This window comes from Thermatribacter velox (assembly GCF_038396615.1).
GTDB lineage: Bacteria > Atribacterota > Atribacteria > Atribacterales > Thermatribacteraceae > Thermatribacter > Thermatribacter velox.
In genome coordinates, this window is sequence record NZ_CP121689.1 from 1,580,030 (window position 1) to 1,601,641 (window position 21,612).

19 protein-coding genes are annotated in these 21,612 nt (G+C 46.5%); all 19 read right to left on the reverse strand.

Annotation, left to right across the window (positions count from 1 at the left end):
- Positions 1-4: 4 nt before the first annotated feature.
- Positions 5-514: a CRISPR-associated protein Cas4 gene (cas4, locus tag QBE54_RS07870; protein ID WP_369017647.1), complete on the reverse strand. Its 510-nt coding sequence runs from the start codon at positions 512-514 to the stop codon at positions 5-7.
- Complete coding sequence (cas3, locus tag QBE54_RS07875; RefSeq protein WP_369017648.1) at positions 495-3,092, reverse strand: CRISPR-associated helicase Cas3'; 2,598 nt, start codon at positions 3,090-3,092, stop codon at positions 495-497. Before cas3 ends, cas4 begins: the two co-directional genes overlap by 20 nt.
- A gap of 12 nt (positions 3,093-3,104) precedes the next feature.
- The gene (gene cas5b / locus QBE54_RS07880; RefSeq protein WP_369017649.1) at positions 3,105-3,917 is read right to left on the reverse strand and encodes a type I-B CRISPR-associated protein Cas5b; all 813 of its coding nucleotides are present in this window, start codon (positions 3,915-3,917) and stop codon (positions 3,105-3,107) included.
- Positions 3,914-5,047 (reverse strand): type I-B CRISPR-associated protein Cas7/Cst2/DevR, encoded by a 1,134-nt coding sequence (gene cas7i / locus QBE54_RS07885; RefSeq protein WP_369017650.1) that lies wholly within the window; start codon positions 5,045-5,047, stop codon positions 3,914-3,916. Before cas7i ends, cas5b begins: the two co-directional genes overlap by 4 nt.
- A gap of 4 nt (positions 5,048-5,051) precedes the next feature.
- Complete coding sequence (locus QBE54_RS07890) at positions 5,052-5,591, reverse strand: hypothetical protein (protein ID WP_369017651.1); 540 nt, start codon at positions 5,589-5,591, stop codon at positions 5,052-5,054.
- Positions 5,581-6,699 (reverse strand): hypothetical protein, encoded by a 1,119-nt coding sequence (locus QBE54_RS07895; protein WP_369017652.1) that lies wholly within the window; start codon positions 6,697-6,699, stop codon positions 5,581-5,583. Before QBE54_RS07895 ends, QBE54_RS07890 begins: the two co-directional genes overlap by 11 nt.
- On the reverse strand, positions 6,692-7,459 hold the full coding sequence (gene cas6, locus QBE54_RS07900; protein WP_369017653.1) for a CRISPR-associated endoribonuclease Cas6: 768 nt from the start codon (positions 7,457-7,459) through the stop codon (positions 6,692-6,694). The genes QBE54_RS07895 and cas6 (QBE54_RS07900) overlap by 8 nt, the downstream gene beginning before the upstream one ends.
- 203 nt (positions 7,460-7,662) lie before the next feature.
- Positions 7,663-8,625 carry a helix-turn-helix transcriptional regulator gene (locus tag QBE54_RS07905; RefSeq protein ID WP_369017654.1) on the reverse strand — a complete coding sequence of 321 codons (963 nt, stop codon included), beginning with the start codon at positions 8,623-8,625 and terminating at the stop codon, positions 7,663-7,665.
- Between the two features lie 37 nt (positions 8,626-8,662).
- Positions 8,663-9,448: a CRISPR-associated endoribonuclease Cas6 gene (gene cas6 / locus QBE54_RS07910; RefSeq protein WP_369017655.1), complete on the reverse strand. Its 786-nt coding sequence runs from the start codon at positions 9,446-9,448 to the stop codon at positions 8,663-8,665.
- Positions 9,449-9,472: 24 nt separating this feature from the next.
- Positions 9,473-10,570, reverse strand: coding sequence for a type III-A CRISPR-associated RAMP protein Csm5 (csm5, locus tag QBE54_RS07915; RefSeq protein WP_369017656.1), 1,098 nt, complete (start codon positions 10,568-10,570; stop codon positions 9,473-9,475).
- 11 nt (positions 10,571-10,581) lie between these two features.
- The gene (gene csm4 / locus QBE54_RS07920) at positions 10,582-11,586 is read right to left on the reverse strand and encodes a type III-A CRISPR-associated RAMP protein Csm4 (protein WP_369017657.1); all 1,005 of its coding nucleotides are present in this window, start codon (positions 11,584-11,586) and stop codon (positions 10,582-10,584) included.
- Positions 11,586-12,368: a type III-A CRISPR-associated RAMP protein Csm3 gene (gene csm3 / locus QBE54_RS07925; protein ID WP_369017658.1), complete on the reverse strand. Its 783-nt coding sequence runs from the start codon at positions 12,366-12,368 to the stop codon at positions 11,586-11,588. Before csm3 ends, csm4 begins: the two co-directional genes overlap by 1 nt.
- A 29-nt stretch (positions 12,369-12,397) precedes the next feature.
- Entirely contained in the window at positions 12,398-12,850 is a 453-nt protein-coding gene (gene csm2, locus QBE54_RS07930) for a type III-A CRISPR-associated protein Csm2 (RefSeq protein WP_369017659.1), read from the reverse strand.
- A 12-nt stretch (positions 12,851-12,862) separates the two neighbouring features.
- On the reverse strand, positions 12,863-15,370 hold the full coding sequence (gene cas10, locus QBE54_RS07935; RefSeq protein ID WP_369017660.1) for a type III-A CRISPR-associated protein Cas10/Csm1: 2,508 nt from the start codon (positions 15,368-15,370) through the stop codon (positions 12,863-12,865).
- 114 nt (positions 15,371-15,484) lie between these two features.
- A complete protein-coding gene (locus QBE54_RS07940) occupies positions 15,485-16,546 on the reverse strand; it encodes a putative CRISPR-associated protein (RefSeq protein WP_369017661.1) in 1,062 nt (353 codons plus the stop codon).
- Positions 16,543-17,787, reverse strand: a complete 1,245-nt coding sequence (locus QBE54_RS07945) for a TIGR02710 family CRISPR-associated CARF protein (RefSeq protein WP_369017662.1) — start codon at positions 17,785-17,787, stop codon at positions 16,543-16,545. The genes QBE54_RS07940 and QBE54_RS07945 overlap by 4 nt, the downstream gene beginning before the upstream one ends.
- On the reverse strand, positions 17,784-18,617 hold the full coding sequence (locus QBE54_RS07950) for a putative CRISPR-associated protein (protein ID WP_369017663.1): 834 nt from the start codon (positions 18,615-18,617) through the stop codon (positions 17,784-17,786). Before QBE54_RS07950 ends, QBE54_RS07945 begins: the two co-directional genes overlap by 4 nt.
- Positions 18,618-18,648: 31 nt before the next feature.
- Entirely contained in the window at positions 18,649-19,302 is a 654-nt protein-coding gene (locus tag QBE54_RS07955; RefSeq protein WP_369017664.1) for a PD-(D/E)XK nuclease family protein, read from the reverse strand.
- Positions 19,190-21,400, reverse strand: a complete 2,211-nt coding sequence (locus QBE54_RS07960; RefSeq protein WP_369017665.1) for an ATP-dependent helicase — start codon at positions 21,398-21,400, stop codon at positions 19,190-19,192. Before QBE54_RS07960 ends, QBE54_RS07955 begins: the two co-directional genes overlap by 113 nt.
- Positions 21,401-21,612: the final 212 nt, after the last annotated feature.

Here is a 21,612-nt window from a genome sequence, read left to right on the forward strand (position 1 = left end):
GGGTTCATCCAAAGCAAAACTCGAAATAAGCACACTTCCTACAATAGGGCTTTTTCTCCGCAACCGGTGGAGAGGGCATTGTCAAAACCTCTTCGATACCCTTCATAGCCTCTTTGAGTTCGCTTATCATTTCATCGGTAAGAACCACTTCCTTACTCTTTCGTAGCCTCGGATAGGAAATGATGCCTTTTTTGTTAATACCCAGGCCCTTTAAATAAAAAAGATAGTACCCAATCTGCATGATGCTTGCTTTTTCGAAAACCTTACTGTATTTGACTTCCCTTACAGTATCCCCCTCAACCAGGTCGATAGCTATAAGGTCATCAATGGTGACTCTCCGGCGTTTCTTTCTGGGATAACTGTACTCATCAAGGAGTTTTCCCAGCAAAACCCGCTCCGACTCCTGTTCCATCTGTATACCACGGTCAAACAGCCAGAGTTTTCGCTTGCAAATAAAAAAGTAGTTTATTTTAACGCCAGTAATGCGTAGAGAATCAAAGGATGTTTCCATCATCCGCCATTGCTTTCTGCTCCTTTGCTTTCACTTTTGTGAAACCCAAATCGCTATAATCGCCAGGAACAACAAAAACATTGTCCAGCCAGCTCTGGAGAGGATACTTACCGAAAAGTTCCTGTTCGTAGCTTGAAGCCAAGTTGAAAAGCCTGTGAAAAGCTTTAGCACCCTTCGTCACCGCTTCCTTAGCCACCGCCCAGGAAACGGAAACCACGTATTTCGACAGGATATCCCTCTTAAAGGCCGCAAAGCTTTTCCTTTCTTCACAAAGGTCATCACTTACGAAAGCAACAACATCCCTATAAAAAGCCTGTAGGAGATTCTCTGGCACAACTGATACGTCGGTAATTCTCCTGAAAACCTTTTGTGCCTCGCTTTTTCTTGAAGATACATATCCAGCATCCAAAATCGAAAGCGTATTAAAGAAGGTCTTAATGTACTCTGTATTTGTTTCTTCCATTGCCTGATAGAAAAACCAAACCAGGCGATATTTATCGTACTCAGAGAGCAAAATTTCACCCTCTTCAATTTCCAGAGAATTTTTACCTTGCTCGTTCACAGCGTTTACAATCTCTTCTTTGATTTCCTCTTCACTTTTACCCGCAAAGAGCCCGTTGAAAATAAGGATGCTACCTGCAAGCAATTCCCAGGGGTAGGGAGAACTTTTGATGGTTTCTTCTGTGGAAAAAAGGTATACGTTGGGCACATTTAAAGTAATCCTGTATTCTTTCCCGCTTGGAGCGCGATATACCCCTTCTCCAGGGCTATCAAACTGAGGGCCGATGCGTCTCAAAACCCTGCCCATCCTCTGCACCAGAGAGTCCAAAGGAGCAAGCTCTGTAAACAGAATATCGGCATCCATATCAAGAGAAGCCTCTACCACCTGAGTGGCAACAAGTATTTTAGCACCATCGGGAACCTCCTTGGGATTCCTGAAACTCCTCTCTACTTCCTCCTCCAGGCTCTGGCGATCCGAAACGGTAAAACGCGAATGAAGAAGCAAAAGCTCTATATCCTGACTCTTTAAGTTGCGCAGTTCTTTATAAAGCTCCTGGGCTCTGGGAACGGTGTTTACAACCACCAGCACTCGTTGTCCACCGTCGCGCCTTGCTTCTTCAAGAATTCTTTCCGTAAGAAAAGAAGGGTTTTCAGCCCTAAAAGCCTTAACCCGGTGCTTCCTAATACGTTCAAACCTGGCTCGTTCTTTCTCATATAAGTTGATGAAAGAAGCTTCTGGAACACCAGTGCGCTGCATGATTTCTCTTTTTACAAACTCTGGAAGTGTAGCAGTCATGAGGAGAAATTTACCACCCATCTTTGTCAAATCCTCGGTGAATTTCACAACTATAGCAGCAGCCTCCGGTGAATAAGCCTGCACTTCATCAATGACCAGACGCGCGTAAGAGAAAGTGGCATAAATTTTTTCGTATCCAGGCGGACGCAAAGCATAAGGGAAAAACTGGTCACCAGTAGATATACAGGCTGGAAAGGCCAGCTGCCGAGACAAGTGATAAGCGGTGTAGTTATCCTCGTACTCAGAACCGGTTTTTCCTAATGCTTCCTCCAGAAAAACCAGGTCGGCATCGGAGTGAAGCAATCCTAAGCTATCGCCCCACAGCATCTTGCCTCTTCTGTACATCTGGTTAACGGCAGCGCGCAGGGGTAAGGTATAAAAAAGCTTACTACCTCCCGCCCACAGAAAAGCAAATTCAGTCTTTCCACAACCTGTCGGAGCAATCAGGATAAAGTTCTGCTCACGTTTCCCTTCCAATATCTCTTCCTGCCACAGCTTGCTAACCCCGGCTTTTTCTCTTAGAGAACTGGTCAGCTTATTCCACACCTCTTCACCGGTCAAGCCTTTTTCTTCAGGATTAAAAAATCGCCCTTCTTCTTCACAAAAAGAGGCAAAATGATCGCAGCGCTGGAGAAAACCGCTCAAAAGCACAAAAAAGCGCTCCCGTTCCCCCTTAAACCCCAACCTCGCTGGTAAGCCCTCAGCACGATAAGGAAGGAATACAAAATCGAGCAATGTCAGGCCATTTGCCAGAGCCTCTGCCAGCTTGCGGTTAAAGCTTAAAAGCCCGGGATGCTCTGCAAGGGTTGTTATTCCCTCCATCTCCTGCTTGAGATTCTGCAAAAGACCTTCTCGCCACTCTTCATCCTGTAGCAATTTTTTACAAAAGGCAACCAGCTGGTCGTTTCTTCCTCCCAGATACTCAAAGAAATTCTCTCGGAAGTGGTGAAAAGCCACTGTGGTCAAAAGAAAATCTGCTCTTTCCCTTCCAACTTCTTTTTCCAAAAACGTCGGGTCAACAAAAAATAGCGAAGCCAGAGAGTGTGGAATGTTAAAATGAATATCGAACGGCTGATACCCCTCATTCCCCAAGACCTTAAGCTGAAAAGAAGGTAAAACCTTTCCAAGGTCATGGCACAAAATCGCAAGGCGCAAGGTTTGCTCAATTTCAGCCCAGAAGGCGCTTTCTGCAAGCTTCTCCCTGAAGCTCTCAAACACCATATTTAAATCCTGAATATGGTCTCTCAAACGTACCTGATTGGATTTAGCAAGCACCATATTCATTGCAATCTCTCCTCACACACCCGGATTTAGCAAAAACACCGGGAGACCCTTTCGGCCAAAAGAGCTGTCAAACAAAAAGCTGATATTCTTGATGCGACCATCGCTGAGCTTGGCAAGAACATACCGAAAGTCCCGACTCCCCTCTCGCAATTCCCAGAAGAAGGGTACCCGGTAAAAAATCCCCTCTACCTGAGTGAAGTCAAAACTACCACCAGGCGGCAGAAACAATTTCTCGGGCACCCAAAAAAAGTGCTCAAAATCAGCATCCTTTGCCTTAAACTCAAGTGAAACATCTTTGTTTACATCCTCCACAACTACCCAGTCTTCAGAGCGTCCAAGATAGAGAGGATAAAAACGCTCTGAAGGGTTTTGAATCTTCTCGCAAAGGCGCTCCAAAAAAGCATAGTCTTCGTGCACAAGATACACAACAATCCTGACTTCATTGAGCACATCAACCCAGACTGGCAATTGGCCCCCGGGGTGCTCTCCCACCCCCCACATTGTGCGTCCCTCTGCAGAACCAAAACGGCTAATGTGCTGCTTTTTGCCCAAATTGCGAAACCACATATATTCGGTGGTTTTGGTCTCAAACCGCCCAGCAATTCCTATTTTGGCCGCTTTGAGTCTTTGAAAATCCTCGTTTGCCTCGGGATCTCTCCCAAGAGTATGACCTCGAATGTTCAAAACATTGCACAGAAAACCACGCACCGTGGAATAAGGGGGAATAGGATAACTGTGCCTCCTGCGATAAGTAAAGGGAAGTCGGTAGTGAGCGTGAGGTTGATAAAGGACCACTCGCAAAGCTTTAACAGGTTCACCCTTCACGATTCCGCTTCCCCCTCTCTTGTATCACCAAAGCTAAAGAGTTCTTTTTTAAAGTCATTCCACTCCGCCTTAAGCCGGGCGTTCCACTTTTTCGAGGCTTCTTCCTTTTCTCTTCTGTCCCATCTGACCCTCTTGCTCTCAAAGACAAAGACAGGGCCTTCCACCCAGGAATTACTCAGTCCATCAAGAAGTCCAGAAACTTGAAAATCAGACCCTTCTCTGTCCTCATCCGAACCCAACACAAGATAAGAGTGAAAGACTGGAGAAGGAACTTTTACCCCGGAAGCAACCAAGAAAATTGGGATCAAGGTGTTAAGCTCGTTGCTCGATTGGGCATAAAGTCCATTCTTTATGGTCTCGAGAAGCTGCTCTATCCTTTTTTGCTTTATATCTGGTTCCAGCAGAAAGGTTACTTCCCATTTGCCTGAACTCAATTTTTGAACCCTAATCTCGCCCACCTTTTCGCCTTCACCGTTTAAGCACTCATAGCAGCCCTCAGTATCTTCCCGCTCTTTAACGGGGGTTATTTCTTTCGTGATACTTTTTTTGTTCCCACCTGATAAAGTGAGAGTCAAAGTACCATTTTGAAAACTCACCCCACTAACAATCCACACGTCTTGGCCCAAAATCTGAGTATCTATGGTGAAACTCGCTTTGTAAAAACTGCAATGTTCCTCTTTGTTATAGGGATTAGGTGTTACTGAAAGACCATTCTTTATTCCCCGGTTTACCAGGTCATGGTTAGCATAAAACGCCATGTCTCCCTGATAAGGGGAAAAGGACAAAGCTTTGGTTATTCCCACTGGAGCCCGACGAGTGATTGAAGCCTGCTCACCTATCGTGTACATATAGCCAAAAGCGTCGAGCTCGGCATAGGTCAGAATATCAGCCTGGAGAATGTCAAACTGCACCACCTCCCCCTGCCCGGTAACCGGAGCTGGGCACCAGTCGCTGGGATAAGCCCTCTGAAGAGCCGAAAAGAGATAGTGACGCAGAGCAGGTTTACCAATAAAACTCAAAGTTTCCTTTCCCCGAGTCAGCTTTTTGATAGAGAGAATATTACCTCCCAGCTTCTCATCACGATTCAAGGCCTGCGCTTCATAAATAACGGTAATGGTAATGTTTTTCATTTTTTCATCCCTCCTCACTCTGTCTATAGCCTTCTCCTAAAAGACCACTCAGAAAAGAATATATGAACACCTTGAAAAGGTCATCTGAATAAGCGGGATTGAAAACTTTGGCCAAGTCCGGATTAATCGGATGTCCCTGAAAAACATTGAGCAGCGAAAAGAAAACTTCATCTCTTTTACCCATTCTGGTCAGCTCAAGAATCCGATAAGCCAGACCCTTAGGCGATTTTTTCTCAGAATCGTAAATCCGTCCATGGACTTCAGTACCCCGCAAGCCGAAGCCATACCTGTGAAGCTTATCGCAAAGTGCCTTTGCGCTTTCCCTGGTTAAAGCATTGTAGAGCCTCTCAAGCGCTACCCTTTGAGAAGCATCGGCATTCTTTAGCGCATACTCCAAAGCGTCCTGCAACTGCAAGCTGAAATCAGAAAGCAAGTTCACAACCCTACTGAATTCTTCCGCCCCTGCTCCCGCCATGGATAGTGATTTAAGAATTTCTTCCCACACTCTCTCAAGTTCTGAAAACAACTGCTCTCTATCGCTCATTACCCTTCACCCCCTGTTTTTCCTGAATAAGGGCATAGAGAGAAAAAAGCCTGGAAGCAAAATTAACCAAGTTATCCGGTCGATCCTTGTTACGGGAAAGGCGAAGATGCTGATTGATGTATGCCTTTTCCTGTTTTCCCCACTCGTTTTTCCTTTTTATACCGATGGCCATAATCTTTTCTCCAAGTTCTACGATTTCATAAAAACGCTCCTCAAGCACCATCTTCAAAACCGAAAATTCACCAATATCTGAAAGGAGCGATGCCACTCGCCAATCAAGGAGAAGGTCAGCTACCTGATAAGGAAGGACGTAAAAATCGATCGTGCCATCCCTCTTCCAGCTCACCACCTCTATGTTCATTTTGGTCCACATTCCAAGTTGGGCATTGACGCGCATCGCAAACTCTATGAGGCTCACACCCAAAAGCTCCCGGACAAAAGAGATTTTCTCTCTGCTGTAAACCTCCTTGACCAGACGGTTAAGATACCACATCACCTTAAAAGAAGGAGCGTTTACAAAAACCGAGGTACTGGCCTTACCATCCGAATCGATAAGCTCCAAAAATGATAGGTGTTGATGAACAAGCAAAAAGGAGCAAAGAGGGCAAACGCAGCTACCACTCCTCAAGTTCCACAAGCTATTTGGAAATTCTCCTATAGAAGGGGCTAGCATCATATTAAGGCGAACATCGAAGGTGCTTACCCCAGATAAGAAAGTTTTCAGAAATGAAAACCTTTGTACCAGTGCCTGCAAATGAGGTTCAGGAATTTCAAAATTCCTCCCACATACGCTGCAAGAGTGCAAAGACGATTCCCGAAGGTTTTCAAGGGCAGCAACATAGGCTCCAAAAGCACTTTTATCCCAGGAGGGCTGCCAGTAATTTCTGTAAATTTTCGCCTGTCCTGTGATTGCTGCAAGTCTCGTTTCCGAAAAATATCTCAAATCCCAATTAAGTTGTGCAAAAAGGTTTGCAGGCAAAACTACTGTTCCATCTTCTTTTAAAAATCCTTCTACCTGGATTTTCTCTACTTCCTGCAGGGAATGCAAAAATCCCACCACTCCAGCGTTATACAACCAGTTACTCGGATAAAGGACAATTTCACTCAACCCAAACCACCTCCAGCATGCCGAAACCCTGAGAACGTCGTCTGCCTATACCCAGCGCCTGAATATATTCAAGATCAGCAGGATTCCCCCTGAGAACGAACTGACCGCTAAAGCAGGTAAAGGTATAAATTCGGGAAGTCTCTTCTCTTTCCCTTATGGCATGCTTGACGACTTCCTTTTTAATCCTGAAGGGCTGAAAAACCAGCTTCTCACGAAGGCCATTTCCCCGTATCCCCCAAAGCAGCGCATCTGCGTAGTAATTGAATTCTCTCGCAAATCTTTCCCCATCTCGATCAGGCAACAAAGGCTTACCCTGAGCGTCCTCGATAAGAACCGGAGAAAGAGTGCGAAACATAACGGTATTTCCCGTAATTCGTTTTTCCCGAAGGGGAACAACCACTTCAGGATACGGGATAGAAAACTCGCCTTTTTCAAAGGGATAAATTTGCTTTGAAATTACCCCGTTATAAAAATCCACCAGCAAGCTGGGATCAACAGTTGAGAAGTATAAACTCAACGGTGATTTAAGCACAAACCACTCTTTATTCTCCTGAAAACTTTTCAGGTCATGGACAAAACGCACCGCAAAGCAGAAAGGCTTGGGAGCTTTGTTGCTTCTTTTTTGATCAAAATGAAAGAGACGGAAAAAGCGATGACTTCCAGATGGAGTGGCCTTCAAAGCTTCCTTGAGGAAACTCATAAAGGCGTTGCGGTAAAGAAGGGGAACCCTCTCGATTGCAAACTGAACCCGTAAACGCAAATCTCCCCACCTCCTCGAATCCCCCTTTTAAAGCAAGCACTTTATAAGAAAAAATTTTCGGACTGTTGCTCTTTCAAAAATCACCTCCTTCTTAGAGAATAAAAGATGCAAATCTTTCTCCGAACCATCGCGGTAATCTACGAGGAAATAACTCGTTCACTTTAACAATTTTCTCTCCAAATTCATTTTACACCCTTACAGGGTCATTTTCTGTCGCTGTGATATATCTTTTGCAATTTTGCAATTTCTTCCTGGATTTCTTTCCGCAAATATTCGGGCTCCAGGACTTCAGCGTGAGCCCCATAGCCTATTACCCAGCGCTTGATTTCTTCCGGATTGGCGCAAACGGTGAAAACCACTCCCCCATCGGGCAACTCCTCTATCTTCTGGGTGGGATGCCAGATGCGCTCTTTAATCCAGGCTGCCTGATAGCTGTCAAAACGAACGCGCACTTCTACCAAGTCCCCACGGTACATACGGAAAGCCCGGTTGAAATACTCCTGGGGCGAAAAGTCCTGAGGGCGTTCAAAGCTTTCTTCAAGCACTTTTACTTCCTCAATGCGGTCCAAAGCAAAATCCCGAACCTCATCCCGCAAATGGCAAAAACCGCAGAAATACCACACTCCTTCAAAATTGTAGAGGTGATAAGGGTCAACTTTCCGCTCGCTCACTTCTCTTGAAGAGAGGCTATGGTAGCGAATCAAAACCCTTTTTCGCTCGGTAACAGCCCTGAAAATCGCACTAAAAGTCTCACTTACGTCCACCCGCATAGCAAGGGGCATCAAAAAAGGAGAAAGAAGCATATCAAACTCTTCCCGGCTCATTTGCAGGTTATCAGGAAGAGCCAGACTCAACCTTTCTCCCAACCTGTTGAATGCCTCTTCGAGGGGGGTACCTCTAAAGCGTTCAGCAACGTTCAAAAAAATGAACAGAGCCAGAGCCTCTCCCTCGCTGAGTCCTGAAAAGGGCATAGACCAGGGATATTCAAAGTAATAACCCCGGCGCTTCCTATCGTAGGCAATGGGCGCTCCAAAATCGTCCCGCAGTGCCTCAATATAGCGGTCAATGGTACGCTCGCTTACTTCAAGAATGGATGCTAAATCCGAAATGCCGGGATAATTGCCAAGTTGAATTTCCTGAGTAATACGGTAAAGTCGAAAAAGCAAAGAGCGCCGGGAGAAAAGGCTACGGTAGTCCCTGCTTTTACTCTTTTCCGGCTTGCTCCTCTTCTCTTTTATCTTCCCACACCTCCCACATTCCAAATCCAGCTGAGTTTTTGTTGCCCAACCCGGTCTCATAGACCACTTCCAGAAGCTCCGGGTCTCCCTCCACCTTGAAAACCCCGGTCCAGCCCACAATCGGCGTTCCTTTGAAAAGCACCACCACTTTGTTGCGCTCCGGGGAAAAGTGGTAGGGATGAATGGCAAATTTTAACCCATTCGCGCTCTTCCCGGTTACCAGGAAATACTTTTTGCGGGCATTCTCAAGCAACAACTGATTAAACTCAGAATCGGCGGGGCTGAAAAAGTGAGTTCTTCTTTTACCTTCCGCCTGAGTGGTTCGGTAAACGGTAACCGGAGAAAGAAAGCGCAGAAACATTACTTCCCGCAGCTCCACTTCCGGGCACACCTCGACCCGCGACAAAAAAACTTCCTGACCCAGAAGGTCGGCTGAACGTCGAAGTAAGGCTTCCCGAATCAGGTTTTCCAGTATCTCATAGCGGGGAGTTGCAAAGCAAAAAGAAAAACCATGAGGAAAGAATAACCGTCTGCGCCCATCAACTTTCCGAAAATGCCCTTTCTGAAGAATTCTCGAAAAAGTGAACAACTTGAAGCGTCGCTTCCCATAGCGAAAGCCCTCTTCGTGAAGGTTTTCGGCAAAGTCCGGGGGTAAAAGGTGATAAATCAGGTGCTGAAGCAGGTGGTTATAGTGAAGGGGCAGCAGAATGCCTTCTCCATCCCGAGCTGTAAAGGTTAATTTCGCTCTCAAGGTTTCACTCCTCTTTCGTAGTATTTACTGGTAATTGACTGACTTCACCGCCAGCCAGCCTAAGGGCCTGTCTTTCTGGTCTTTGTCTTGAATCACCCAGCGGGTGGTCGGGAAAACCAATTTGCCGTTTTTAAAACGCTTGGCATCCTTAATCAGGTGAGAAATCTCATCATTCTTAAGCAAAATCCCGATGGAGTTGAAAAAGTACGTCTTTCCAAATCCCAAACGGAACAAGGGAAAGTTGAAATTTGCCAGCTTCCTGTAAAAACCGAGTAAACCTTGATAAGAATTGCCAAGCATACTCAGAACCTGCATTTCCCGCTCTATGAGTGTCGAGGTATACTCTTTAAGCACCTCAATAAGGCTTCTTTCTCTCTTAAAAAACTCCTTCCAGTATTCAGGAATATCCGCTTTTTCAAAATTGGGGTCGATACGCACCTGAAAATTAAACTCAACCCCGGGAGGAATGGCCACCGCAAAAAGAGGTATGGGCCTGTTTCCGCGTCCTTGTCTTCCCAGGTGATAAACCCGTAATTTCTCAAGCGGGCAAAAATCAGAATCGCTGACCTGCAAAAACCGCAAAGCGTCGCCTTCAGCTCCTGGCTGTCTTCCCTCGTCTGCGTTGCTCCTCTTGCGGAAAACATTTTCACCAGTGTAGGCTTGCTTTTCAGTCTTGTTTTTATTACCAAGTATCTCATCGAGAGCTGCCCTACCCTTATCCCGGAGATAGTGAAACATCAAAGCGGTGCGTAGCATACCCTTTACAGAGCTTCCGGGAAGAAAAGCACCTTTTACAGAGAGAACCGAGAGCTTCAGGTTGCGGGAATGCCCCTGCAATTCTTTTGCCGAGCTGCAACTCCAGGATACGCGGGCAAAGTTAGCTGCATCAAGCTTACGAGATTCGAAAAAGTCAGCTATGTTTCCCGACTGACCAAGAGCCATCCTGGTTAGCTCGCCCAGCGCTTCCCGGTCGCCACTTTCCGCCAGCCAGCGTTGAAGTTTTTCGTAATCTATCATATGCAAACAATTCTTTTTAGCATCCAGTACAAAATCAACCACCGGAGAAAGTGTTTCTCCGCTACTGACACAAACCGGTGTTACAGTCTGAACTTTTAACTGCATCGCACATCACCTCAGGAAAACGCAAAACCCAGAGCTTTGCCGTAAGAAATCACCCTATAATCATCACGAGGAGCAACATCAATGTTACAGCCTGCAAAGGGCAGGCGGACGATTGAGCCTTCAACCAGCTTGAAAATTGGTTTTTTGTAAAAAGCGGTTGGACCACCGTGGTAAACGAAACCCCTCCGCAAAACCAGGTCGTAATAAATCAGATTGCCAGTTTCCTCCCGGTTGGGAAGAGCCACCGAAAAAAGCGCCAAGTAATTCCCCTGGTCAGGAAGTTCAATTTCCTCGCTTTCCCACCGATCAAAAATTCCCTTTCCCTGATGGCGCTCTCCGCCAATGCCTTCCTCAACCAGCAGATTTAGCGCCGGCTGCAAGACTTCTTCAAACCGCTCGTAGTGCACCAGGAAGTACAGGAAAGGAGTTGTGTCTTCCGTACCCGTGGTCAGCACCAGGTTTTCTTGAAAATAAAAGCCTCCCTCCTCAAAAGCGGTGTTGCTCACACGGTCTATGGCAACGTGAGGTTCCACTCCGCTTAAAAAACCAAAGCCCTGCAAAGCCCCCAGCATTTCTTTTTCCTCAGAAAGCAAGGCAAACCTTCCTTCCAAGGCAAAAATTTCTTCATTAAGTAAATTGCAGTCAAATCGCAATTGCTTCGCGTTAAATCTGGAAATTACCTTTGCAAAAGCCTTCCAGGAAAACCAGCTCACTTTTTTTTCTTTCTTGCGCCGTAAAAGATCCGTATCAGAGGTGGAAAATGGAGCTACCGGGCGAGGCAGAAAAAGCAGGTCTTTCCCGTCTTCGCTGCGCAAGCCCGGAAAGAGTGAGGAAAGCACTACTCTTTCTGCAAATTGTAAAAGCACTCCTTCATCGTAGAGCTTCAACAAGGCGTTACACAATGCTGAGAAAAGCGTATCAGCGTGAATCATACTCTCTGTCCGGTCCATGCGTCCCGCCCCGGGACGCAGGCAGACTACGTTTTTCGAGAAAAGTTTGACCACCCGGCACTTCATTAGTGTTCACCTGCTCCATAAAGAGCCTGGCTTACCTTTTCGCAAAGCTCGTCCAGTTTGTGGTCAGCATCCTCGAAATTGGAAAAGGGAATATCGGAAAACCAATGAGCCTGATTTTTGGTCTGATAATCCTTGCGGGTTTTCCAGGAAAAAGCGAGATTTCGAAAAGTAACTTTTCCGTAACCCCGGGTACCACTGCCACCCAAATAATCATCCACAAGCAAACGCAGGCCCTCCCAGAACTTACGAATAAGCTTTTTCACGTCATCCCCTTCGTAAAAGTTGACCACAACCTCGCCATCAAACACCGCTCCTGCAGGAACTCGCTCCATGGGTCGGGGATGCTGCGCTGTCCCCTTCAGGCGGTCAATGATATTCTCCATTTTTTCCTCGGTGAGTGGGATTTCATCATCAAGCAGTTTGCTGTCCTTGAGAGACTCTCGATATTTTTCAAAATTCAAAAAAGCATCGCGGAAGCAAAGTCGAGTCAGGGTTTTGTTCTTATCGGAGTGAGCACCAAAGAGCCGGCAAACCTCGCACTGACCACAACCACAGGGGTCACCCTCTCTCCGAGCGACTCTCACACCATCTTTGCGATCCAGAAGGCAGCGGATCTTTCCTTTGAGCGAAGAAGCAGGAATATAGGGCTTGCCATCTACAGTCTTTATGACCGGGTTATCCAAGCCTCCTATCTCAGCGCTATCTCGTGCACCCCCAATGCGCAAACCGGTGAGCGCCTCGATTTCAAAGTAGATAAACAGCTTGCCCAGAAAACGGTTCATCTTGTCATCCCTCCTTCTTGCGTCGATACTCATTTATCCCCATAAAATTTGTGGTAGGCAACCAGGGCTTCAGCAAAGCGCTGGATGCTGCGCAGGTCTTCCTGGGTTTTGACACCCGCTGCACAGTCGTTAAACACTATGAAAATAGCGCCTATAAGCTTTTTTTCCCAAGGATTATCCTCTCTACCCACCATGTAAGCCAAACGGGGTATACTCAAAAGAAATTCTTGGGGACTTCTGGCTCGATGAATAATTTCGTATATCTTGCGCATACGGGTGGAATTGATTTTACTACGTTTTTGGACAAAACTCTTGACCTTCTCGTTAAACTGCTTGAACTGCTCGATATCCAGCCGGTCGAAGTTAAGTACTTTTTTTACATAGTCCGGGCCAAGGTCCTCACGTACCTCCCTTCTCCACTGTTCTTCCTGAGGGACACCTGAAGCGCCACTTCTCCCTGGATTAGTTCTTGCCTGAGGCATTTTCCTCCCTCCTCATGCTTTTTGTTTATCCTGTACTTTCCTGGTGGCCAGGGCAGCTAACCTTCCTGCCACCAGCACCAGGCGTGGATTGCGAATTTTGACCTTCTCGAAAAGGTTGTTAAGCACTACGCGCTCGATTTTTTGAGCAATCTGAGGATAATCCCGCAAGTAATAGAGAAAGCGCCAGATGCGGGGTGGATGAATTTTGCCCTGCAGAGACTCTTCAATAATGGGGGTAAGCCCGGAAAGAGAGCGCTCTATCTTCTTGAAAATCGCCCGCGACACTTTCCCCTCTTTAACCCCTGCAGCCAGCTCTTCGTAAAGTCCCTTCATTAACTGATACTCCTTCCAGCTCAACACCTCCCCCAGAATGCCTACTTTATCTTTGTAAATCCAAGAGGGGTCTTCCCGGTCTTCGGGGTAAAAACGGTTTTTAGCCTGTTCCAACCCTTCTTCCACCATATGGGAAGCCCGGATTACCGGAAAGTTGTAAGGGAAAAGCGCAATTCCGCCTGAGAGGGTAACTCGCTTTGAGTGGTTAGTGTATTCTGCAAACTTATTTCGTATTTCCCCAGCCAGGTTAACGATGTTGTCCCACTTGCCGATTACAAAAAGGTCGTCACCGCCACTGAAAACCGGATAAAAGAGGGTCCTACTTGATACATCGTTTGATTTGTTTTTATTATCGGTTAACAAGTTCACCACATAGCCACCGAAGAAAAGTTCTATTCTTCTACTCAAAGCACGGTATCTGGACAGAGCAGTCGTTCTGCGTCTTTCGCTCCTCTCTTTTTCCCTCTGGGCCAGTTCAGCGAAAAGTCGCCCCAGGTTGTCCACGTCCATCTTGAGATACCCAAGACGCGCGTCGCCAACCTTTTCTGCCTCATCACTGGAGTCGCTTTCGGTTTCGTTTTCTTTCCCTGCCAGTTTTCGGAAGTCCCCAACCGGAATCCGGAAGCTACCTAGAAGAAAACCATCGGCAAGCCGTTCTTTCTCTCCCTCAATATTCAGAGAAACGTCCTCAAGAATATACACCCTGGTATCGTGTGTGAAACTCCTGGCAAATTTAACGTCAAACCCCAGACACCTGAAAATATCGAAAACTGTCCGCGGAAGAGCATCAGAGGGTCCAACCTCTCGCTCAAGCAAATATTTTGCTTCCCTAACCTGGTCAGTAAGGTCCACAAAGGATTGGCAAACCTCGCAACGACGTTCTTCTTCGGAAACAATTTCCTTTCTCCTGCGATGGCAAACCGAACAGCTCTCCCCTTCACCCAGCCCTTCGCCTTGAGGAACAAAAAGCTGTTGATAGAGCTTCTCCTCTCCCAGCTCCATAAAGCGCTTTCTCTTGCGGATATCTAAACGTTCGTGAAGCTCTTCCCGCTTTTCGATGAAGTTTAAAAGGCCTTTAAGGGTCAGCGGCAACCACTCCATAGCCAGGTAGATTTCCCCACGATGAAGCTCCCACAGAATTTCGCTTACTCTCTGGCGCACCTCTTCAAGCAGGCTTTCCTCAACCAAAGGTAGCAGAAGCTCAGCGTTGCCTCCACCAAGGTAAACAATGTTCACCGAGCTAACCCCTGCCTTTTTCAGGAGGTGTTTGACTACGTAACGAACCAGGAGATCCAGATAAACTGAGCGGCCTTTGAGCATCCGGGCTGCCTGTTTGGACGTAACGTTGAATATAAACCTTTGAATCCCGGAAAGGTCCAGCTTTACAAACCAGAAAAGCTCTTTATCAACCACTGCAGGGCGCCAGGGATCGTCAATATCTTTCTTCAACCATTCTTTACCATCGTCAAGATCCTTTTCTCGCAACAAACCCCTCTGATAATCCCGGTAAAGGCAGTGCGCCAGGGCAGCGGTCAACCGGGAATGGTCAAAAAGTGAAATATCACTCTCGTAGCCTACAGTCTGAGCAGGCACTTGAGAAAGGTAAATTTCGCAAACGTTGACCAACTGCTCAAAATCTCTCACCGAGCGAAGCTTGGCCAGAAATTGCGCAGCGAGCTTCTGGTATTCCTGGCTACCCTTCTTTGCTTTCTCCTTTTGTGTGGGCAAGAAACTGTTGCTTTTTAGCGCAAGCGGGGCTATGGAATAAAAAAGAGGCTCAATATTCCGATCCACCCAGACAAAAGGGAAAACCAGGGGCACATCGAGGTAATGTTCTTTTCCCTCCTCTTTTTCCTCCTTTTCCTCCCGTTCTGAGGACTGAAGCCAGTCAGCAAGCTGGATTATCTTTTCTTCCACCGTCTGGGGACGATGATGGGAAAGCACTGCTTTTTCCACTTCTTCCGAGCACACTCTACCCAGGTAGGTGGAAGAAAGGTCATATTCACCCTTGGCTCCTTCACTACCACTGCGCACGCTTCTTATCAGCTGTGCAGAATATTTAGCGTGTCCGTAGGTATTGGCTGCTGCAATGTCTTCGGAAAGTTTCAGCGATTTGGAGCGCTCCAGCAATTTTCCCAAATCATGAATAAAAGCAGCAAAAAGAAATTGCTCTTCAGTCATAGGCATGGAATTCCCCCCTTAAAAAAACAAATCGCACGAAGGGCTGGCGCCCAAAAGTGGCACAAAGAGGAACGAAGCTGTATGTATAATAGCACTTTTACAACCCTGAAACAAGCCCATTCACCACAAAACCTTGAATTCCTGCTCATCAGGACAGGTAATTTTTCGCTTCAGGTATCGCTCATAACTCCGGTCGCTGTGACGTAGCAGGGCACAAACCCTGATTTTGCCTTGTTGGTCCTCGCAAAAAATAATTCGCTCATCGCAATGGCCCCGAGGGAAAACCCGGCAACCCAAAGGCACACGGGTGAGGTCAGAACCCTTGAGGCGGATTACCGGCACCTTTAGCTTTCGCAGGTAACGTTCAAAAGCCCGGCGCACATCAATTGGAAAATCCTGATAAGCCTTCCAAGCAGAAGTAGAAAGAAGAAGGGGTACAGTATCCGCCTGTTGCAATCTCTCGAGATAAGCCTTGAAAAAGGCTTCACCAGCTGGCGAAAGAAATACATAACCTTCTTCTTCAAGGAGCAAAAGGCGAATTTCCTGAGGCAGGGTTTTAATTACGGATTCAGCTTCTTTTTTGGGTCTCAGGTCCTCACTGAACCACTTCAAAGCTTCCTCGTGTTCCACCAGCTGAGAATAGTCCCAATCAAGAGGCACGGGGGGCATCTCAATGATGTCCTGAAAAGCCTCGTGGATGTAATACACCCGCACATCAAAAAGGATGCCCACCAGCGTGGCATAGGCTATCTCAGCTTTAAAACCACCGGTTGCGTTGATATAAACTGTGTTGCCCTTTTCCCTCTCGCTGGATATGAGGTTCACCAGCTCATTCACCAAAGAGCGCAAACCCCGGAACTTGAAGTGGCTCTCCCGGTAGTTAAGGTACTGAATCTCTCGACATTCCACCTCAAAACCCCGGCCAGAGTAATAACTCTGCAAGACTTCAGCGCAAAGGCGCCCTTCATCGGTTTGCGAGTGCAGAAAAACCAACTTGCTTTCTCCATTCTGTAAGCGGTGAAGGATTCTTTGCAACGAATTCGTCTCTGCTGAAGCTTCAGTATCATTGTTTACCAACCTCAGGAAGTTGGTCACATCAAGCACGGAAACTTCGCTTTTTCCATAATAGTTCCTGGCTTTCCCAAGCAGTGACGTGCCTACAGTACTTATTATGGTATTCACGAGAGCTCTACCCCCAATTTTTGCAAGCCGTCATCAATTTCCCGATACTTGGGAAATTGACCTTCTCCCATGATCTTCTCTAAATCCCTACGCAGCAGAAAAGCCAGGCTCAAAACTTTATCCTGTAAAGAGAGGCATTCCTGCTTAGCAACTGGGCTCAATCCATGAGCCAGGATGGAGTTGTTCCGACGCTCAAGAAGGTTGCGAAGCTCATGATCCTCAAAAAAGTTCTTACCCAATTCATCACCCAAGTCTCCAAGCAGTTCATAGCTTCGATAAAGGGGAAGCTGAACCTTGCCGCGCTCGTTGCGCAGGACAGCATATTTTTCTCTTATGCCCTCTGGAAGGCGTTCAATTTCAACATCAGAAGTTTCTATACCATAGGAGTGAAGTTTAATCTGAGCAATCATTTCCACCGCCCGGTAAAGCCGAGCTACCGCATCGTCAAACTTTCCTTCTTGAATGCGCCGTTCGGCATTGTTGAGAAGATCAGCAAGGAAATAGACCTCACGGTAGCGAAAAGTCGGGTTTCCAAGCTTGCCCAGGAAAGCCTTATTGTACTCAGGCACACCGGGTGTCCCTTTCACCTTCTCAAAAGGATGCGCAAAGAGGTCCCAGGAGAGGTAAAAGTTGACGATTTCCCGCCAGTGCTCGACAAACCGAAGTACATCGGAAGCATTGCTTATTTCTTCCATGTTTTTCAGGATCTCCAGCGCTGACAAAAAAGCATAGTGGTCGAAGCTGAACATAAAAAGCTTTTTCAGTTCTTCAATGCGGTATTCGGAAATTTCAGGAAACGATTTCAAGCTCTCGCTGCCCTTTACAGGTTTTCCATCCTCTATCTTGGTTTGAACATAGGAAAAATCTTCCGCACCCACCACGCAACCGCTCAGGACCACACCTGCACTCATCGGTTTGGTGCCAGCAGTGAAATCCACCTCTATTTTTGCTTTCTGATCCTCTCGCTTAAGTTTTGCAAGATAGTCTTTAACTTCCGAAAAGACTTCCCGGCAGTCATACTCACTGCCTGCTTTCAAGCGCAGCACCCTTACCTCAGCCTCTACTTCCTCTTCTTCCATCAACCTCTTTACAATCGGCAACGTCTCCTGCTCACTTTTTTCAGTAACCACAAAATGCACCACATCCGGCCTATGCCTGTTGATTGAATAAACTATGGCTCCAGCCAGTGATTCTGACCCTCCGCTTGTGCCCAATCCCACGTTGATGATCAGGTGCCTCATCGTAATCTTTCCTCCATTTCCCGGCCTCTCGAGGTGAGACAAATCTCCAGAGAGGCATCGCCATCACCCTCTCTGAAGGCTACAAATCCCAGACATTCCAGATTGGTTATCTCTTCAGCATACGCTGTCCACAGCTTTTCCAGGTCATGGGGAGTAACTTGTTCTTCTTCCTTTTGCTTCAAGAAACGCAAGACTTCCAGCTCTCTTGGAGTTGGAAAGTAAAGCAAGGGCGGCAGGATAATCAGGTCATCAAATTCCTCATTCAGATAGTACACCGAAGAGGAAGTCAAAAATCCAGCCACCGCATAAGCCATAATGTGAGCCTTGAAACCACCAGTTGCATTGAAATATACCACATAGCCTTCTTCTCTTTTTCTGCGCACCAGGGTCAGGAGATGCTCAAGGAGTTCAGAAATTCCCCGGGCAAAGCTTTCCGCGCGGTTCTCACCGGGGTGTATTTTCAAAAAATACCCGGGAAACTCCCGAGGCATGTATACTGAATACCCTTCTTCCAGAAAAAAGCGCTCCAGCAACCTGGCACAGATTTCGTTAACCGGAGTTCTGGTAGCAGTAAGGTACACTTCCACTTCCTCAGGTGATAAATGCTGAGTCTTTTTAAGAAAAGCGTTCAACTCCGCACTGATTTGCATAGGATGCTCGCGCAGGACACCGAAAGCACGGTTTAAAAAGGAAGGGTTATCAAGAAGACTCTGCCAGTACTCATTGTCAGAAAGCCTGTGCTCTCTCAAGTTTTCGCCAACTTCATAGCACCCATTACCCAGATTACTGACGATGGAAACCCCAACGTTAATGAAATGAAACTCTTTCATTCAGGTCCTCCTCTTCCCAAAAAGCAGGAAGCTAAGAAAAATTAGGATAGCAAAATCGGCATATCTCGGAGTAGTCACATCGTTTACAGCTCTCCCCTCCTAAAACTTTATCAAACTGACCGCTCTTAATTTTCAACAACACCTCCTTAAGCTTTTCACCTACATCTTGCAAGCCTCTTTCATCAATCACTATCTCCTCTAACAAGGAATCGCCGAGATTCGCAAAAAATGCACGGGGCAAGGAAGAAGTGGAGTCCAACCCCGAAGCTTTGATAAAAACACCCAACTGGAAAGCCACTTCCTCAGGAGTAATCGCACCCCAAGAAACCCTGCAAATCCAGAGCGTCAGCCTCTCGCCCTCTCTGATAACGGCATCAACGCCTCCCCTGAGCACCACACCATCGAAAGATACCTCCACCTGAGTGGTGGTGTTTTCTATCTTGAGCAGTTCTTCAAGGTATTTCTGAGCGAACTCGCGCAGGGATGAAAAGGCTTCTTTCCTCAAAACCGTAAAGGTATGCTGGTCAGCAAAGGGCAGGAAAAACTTTTCCTCAATAGCACGCTCAACTGCATTAACAAGTTTTTCTTCGCCTTCTCTCAAAAGCTCCAGCAATCGGAAAAGACAATTGCGTAGACTTCTTCCATAACCAAGTTCTTCTGCAAGTCCTGGAGGGTACTTCCACACATTGCGCAAGCGGTAAAAGTGAGGGCAACGTAAAGCAACGTAAATAATCAGCAACCTCACGAACCGACAGCACCCGCGGTTCTTTTTGTTCGTCGTTTTGGGGAATCTCTGGAAACGGAATTTTTTGGTTTTCTCCTAAAACCGGCACCACTTCTCTCAAGCATTCGAAAAAAGCGCTGGGAGAACGCCTGCAGTACAAAGAACCCCTGTAGTAACCCTCAAAAGCAGTAACACAAAGCACCTCTTTTGCTCGGGTGATAGCTACATAAAATAAATTTTGCTCTTCCTCCAGACTTCCCTCATAACGCTCAGCATCGAAAAGCTCTCTGGAAATAAGCCATGGCCTCGGTTTTCCAGCTCTTATTGAAGGGAACCGATGGCCAACCACTGAAGAAACAAAAACCACTGGCCATTCAAGCCCTTTGGCCTGATGTACTGTACCGACAAAAACTGCATCAATATCTGGAAGATCTTCAGCCAACTGTTCTTCATAGACACGTTCGGCATACCAGAAAACGTATAGACGCAAATACTTGATTATTTCTGGCCACTCTGGCTTCTTTCCTCCCAGACGCATTGCAGTTTCAAAATCAACCAGCATAGAGCTAAAGCGCCCCAGGTTAGCCATCACGACCGCCTGCAGGGGAAAATCGGGATTCAGCTGGCGATAACCAAGAATCACCAACAAGCGATGAAAAGCCCGGGTCAGATTTGAGTATTTACCCTCTAAAACCTTTTTACTCCAATGTTGCAACTTTTGTAACGTTGCCTGTTTATCAAGCTCTATCCCCGCGGCTTGGACCCAGGAATCCAAAGAAGCTTGAAGCCTTGAAATATCCTCAACCTCGTCCTCTTCATTTGGCGTCTGACCTTCGTCTTTCACTTTTAAGAGCAGAAAAAAGATATCCTTTAAAGCCTTTATCTCTTCCCTGCTGAAAAGTCCTGATTTGCCTCCCAAAAAATAGGGAATTTTTCTTGAACGTAGCTCCCTTATAAACGGCCCAGCATTACTGATTACACTTCGAAGCAAGATAGCACAGTCTTTAAAACGGCATTTTCCTTCCTCAACCGCTCTGGTGATTTCCTCTACCACCCAGCGAGCTTCACTCTCAGCTGTTGGAAGTGATGCGAGAAGTGCAACTCCCTTTGAACTTTTCTCGGCACGTATTAACTCATATTTCTGGTGAAATTTCTGGTAAAAATGGTTGGCTACGTTAACAATTTCAGGAGTGCTTCTTCGATTTCGCACCATGTAAAAAGTTTTTGCTCCTGGAAAAATTTGCTCGAATTCTTCAAAAAAGCGGTTATCCGAACCCCGCCACTGATAAATACTCTGTCGGGGATCCCCTACCACAAAAACGTTTGCTCCCTCACCCAGAATTTGAATTAGCTCCTGCTGTGCTTTATTAATGTCCTGGTATTCGTCGACCATCAGGTAACGCACGTGATTAATCTTTTCTCTATCGCAGTAAAGTTTCCGAACAGTCAGACTTATCATCCTGCCAAAAGTAAGCAAGCGATTTTCATCGAGAAAGTCCTCATATTCGCGAAAATCTTCATAAAACTCAGGGCTTTTTTCTTGAAGTTTCTGTTCATCAATCAGCTCGTTGTGCACCACATTCACCGAATCGATAAAGTTAACACATTGTCGGTAATAATATTTGTCTATTTCCGTTGCCCCTTTCGGGAAATTAAACCTGTTGGCAATGCGGAAAACGAGGGCAAATTCCTGGTTTTCATCAAGCACGTTAAAATCGGAATAACCAAACTCCTGACGCAAAAGATGCAAACAATAAGAGTGAATGGTGCCAATGTACATGGAACCCAAATTCTGAATATGCTCATCGAGACCCCACTCGTGAAGACGGTAGTACACCCTGTTTTTCATGCTCTGTGCGGCTTTTTCGGTAAAAGTAAAGGCAATAATATTTTCTGGTGACACGTCTTCACACAGAAGGAGATAAAGCAGCCTGCGAACGAGGGTTTCCGTCTTGCCAGTACCCGGACCAGCGATGACCTTTATGTACCGCTCGCGTGCGGTGACTATTTGAGCTTGCTCCTCGCTCAAGGGAAAGGGCTCACTGATTATCCTGGTCAAAAGATCGCCACTGCTTAAGTCAGATTCCCCAAGCGACCGACCTCCCCGTCTCTGGAAGCGAGCTCTGCCTCTTCAGTATTTCCGACGTTTCCATTTTACAACGCCAGAAGAGGATTTGTGAAGAGTTTCACCCACTTAATCGAGCAATAATTGACGCTATAAAAATATTCATAGTAGAATGAGCTAAACACCCTGTAAAAACCCGGCAATGT

Bases quoted from the DNA above. Each gene is read 5' to 3' on its own strand.
- cas4 (WP_369017647.1), bottom strand. From the start codon at position 514: ATGATGGAAACATCCTTTGATTCTCTACGCATTACTGGCGTTAAAATA.
- QBE54_RS07945 (WP_369017662.1), bottom strand. From the start codon at position 17,787: ATGAGGCACCTGATCATCAACGTGGGATTGGGCACAAGCGGAGGGTCA.
- QBE54_RS07950 (WP_369017663.1), bottom strand. From the start codon at position 18,617: ATGAAAGAGTTTCATTTCATTAACGTTGGGGTTTCCATCGTCAGTAAT.
- csm3 (WP_369017658.1), bottom strand. From the start codon at position 12,368: ATGAACCGTTTTCTGGGCAAGCTGTTTATCTACTTTGAAATCGAGGCG.
- cas10 (WP_369017660.1), bottom strand. From the start codon at position 15,370: ATGCCTATGACTGAAGAGCAATTTCTTTTTGCTGCTTTTATTCATGAT.
- csm4 (WP_369017657.1), bottom strand. From the start codon at position 11,586: ATGAAGTGCCGGGTGGTCAAACTTTTCTCGAAAAACGTAGTCTGCCTG.
- QBE54_RS07890 (WP_369017651.1), bottom strand. From the start codon at position 5,591: ATGAGCGATAGAGAGCAGTTGTTTTCAGAACTTGAGAGAGTGTGGGAA.
- csm5 (WP_369017656.1), bottom strand. From the start codon at position 10,570: ATGCAGTTAAAAGTTCAGACTGTAACACCGGTTTGTGTCAGTAGCGGA.
- csm2 (WP_369017659.1), bottom strand. From the start codon at position 12,850: ATGCCTCAGGCAAGAACTAATCCAGGGAGAAGTGGCGCTTCAGGTGTC.
- cas7i (WP_369017650.1), bottom strand. From the start codon at position 5,047: ATGAAAAACATTACCATTACCGTTATTTATGAAGCGCAGGCCTTGAAT.
- cas3 (WP_369017648.1), bottom strand. From the start codon at position 3,092: ATGAATATGGTGCTTGCTAAATCCAATCAGGTACGTTTGAGAGACCAT.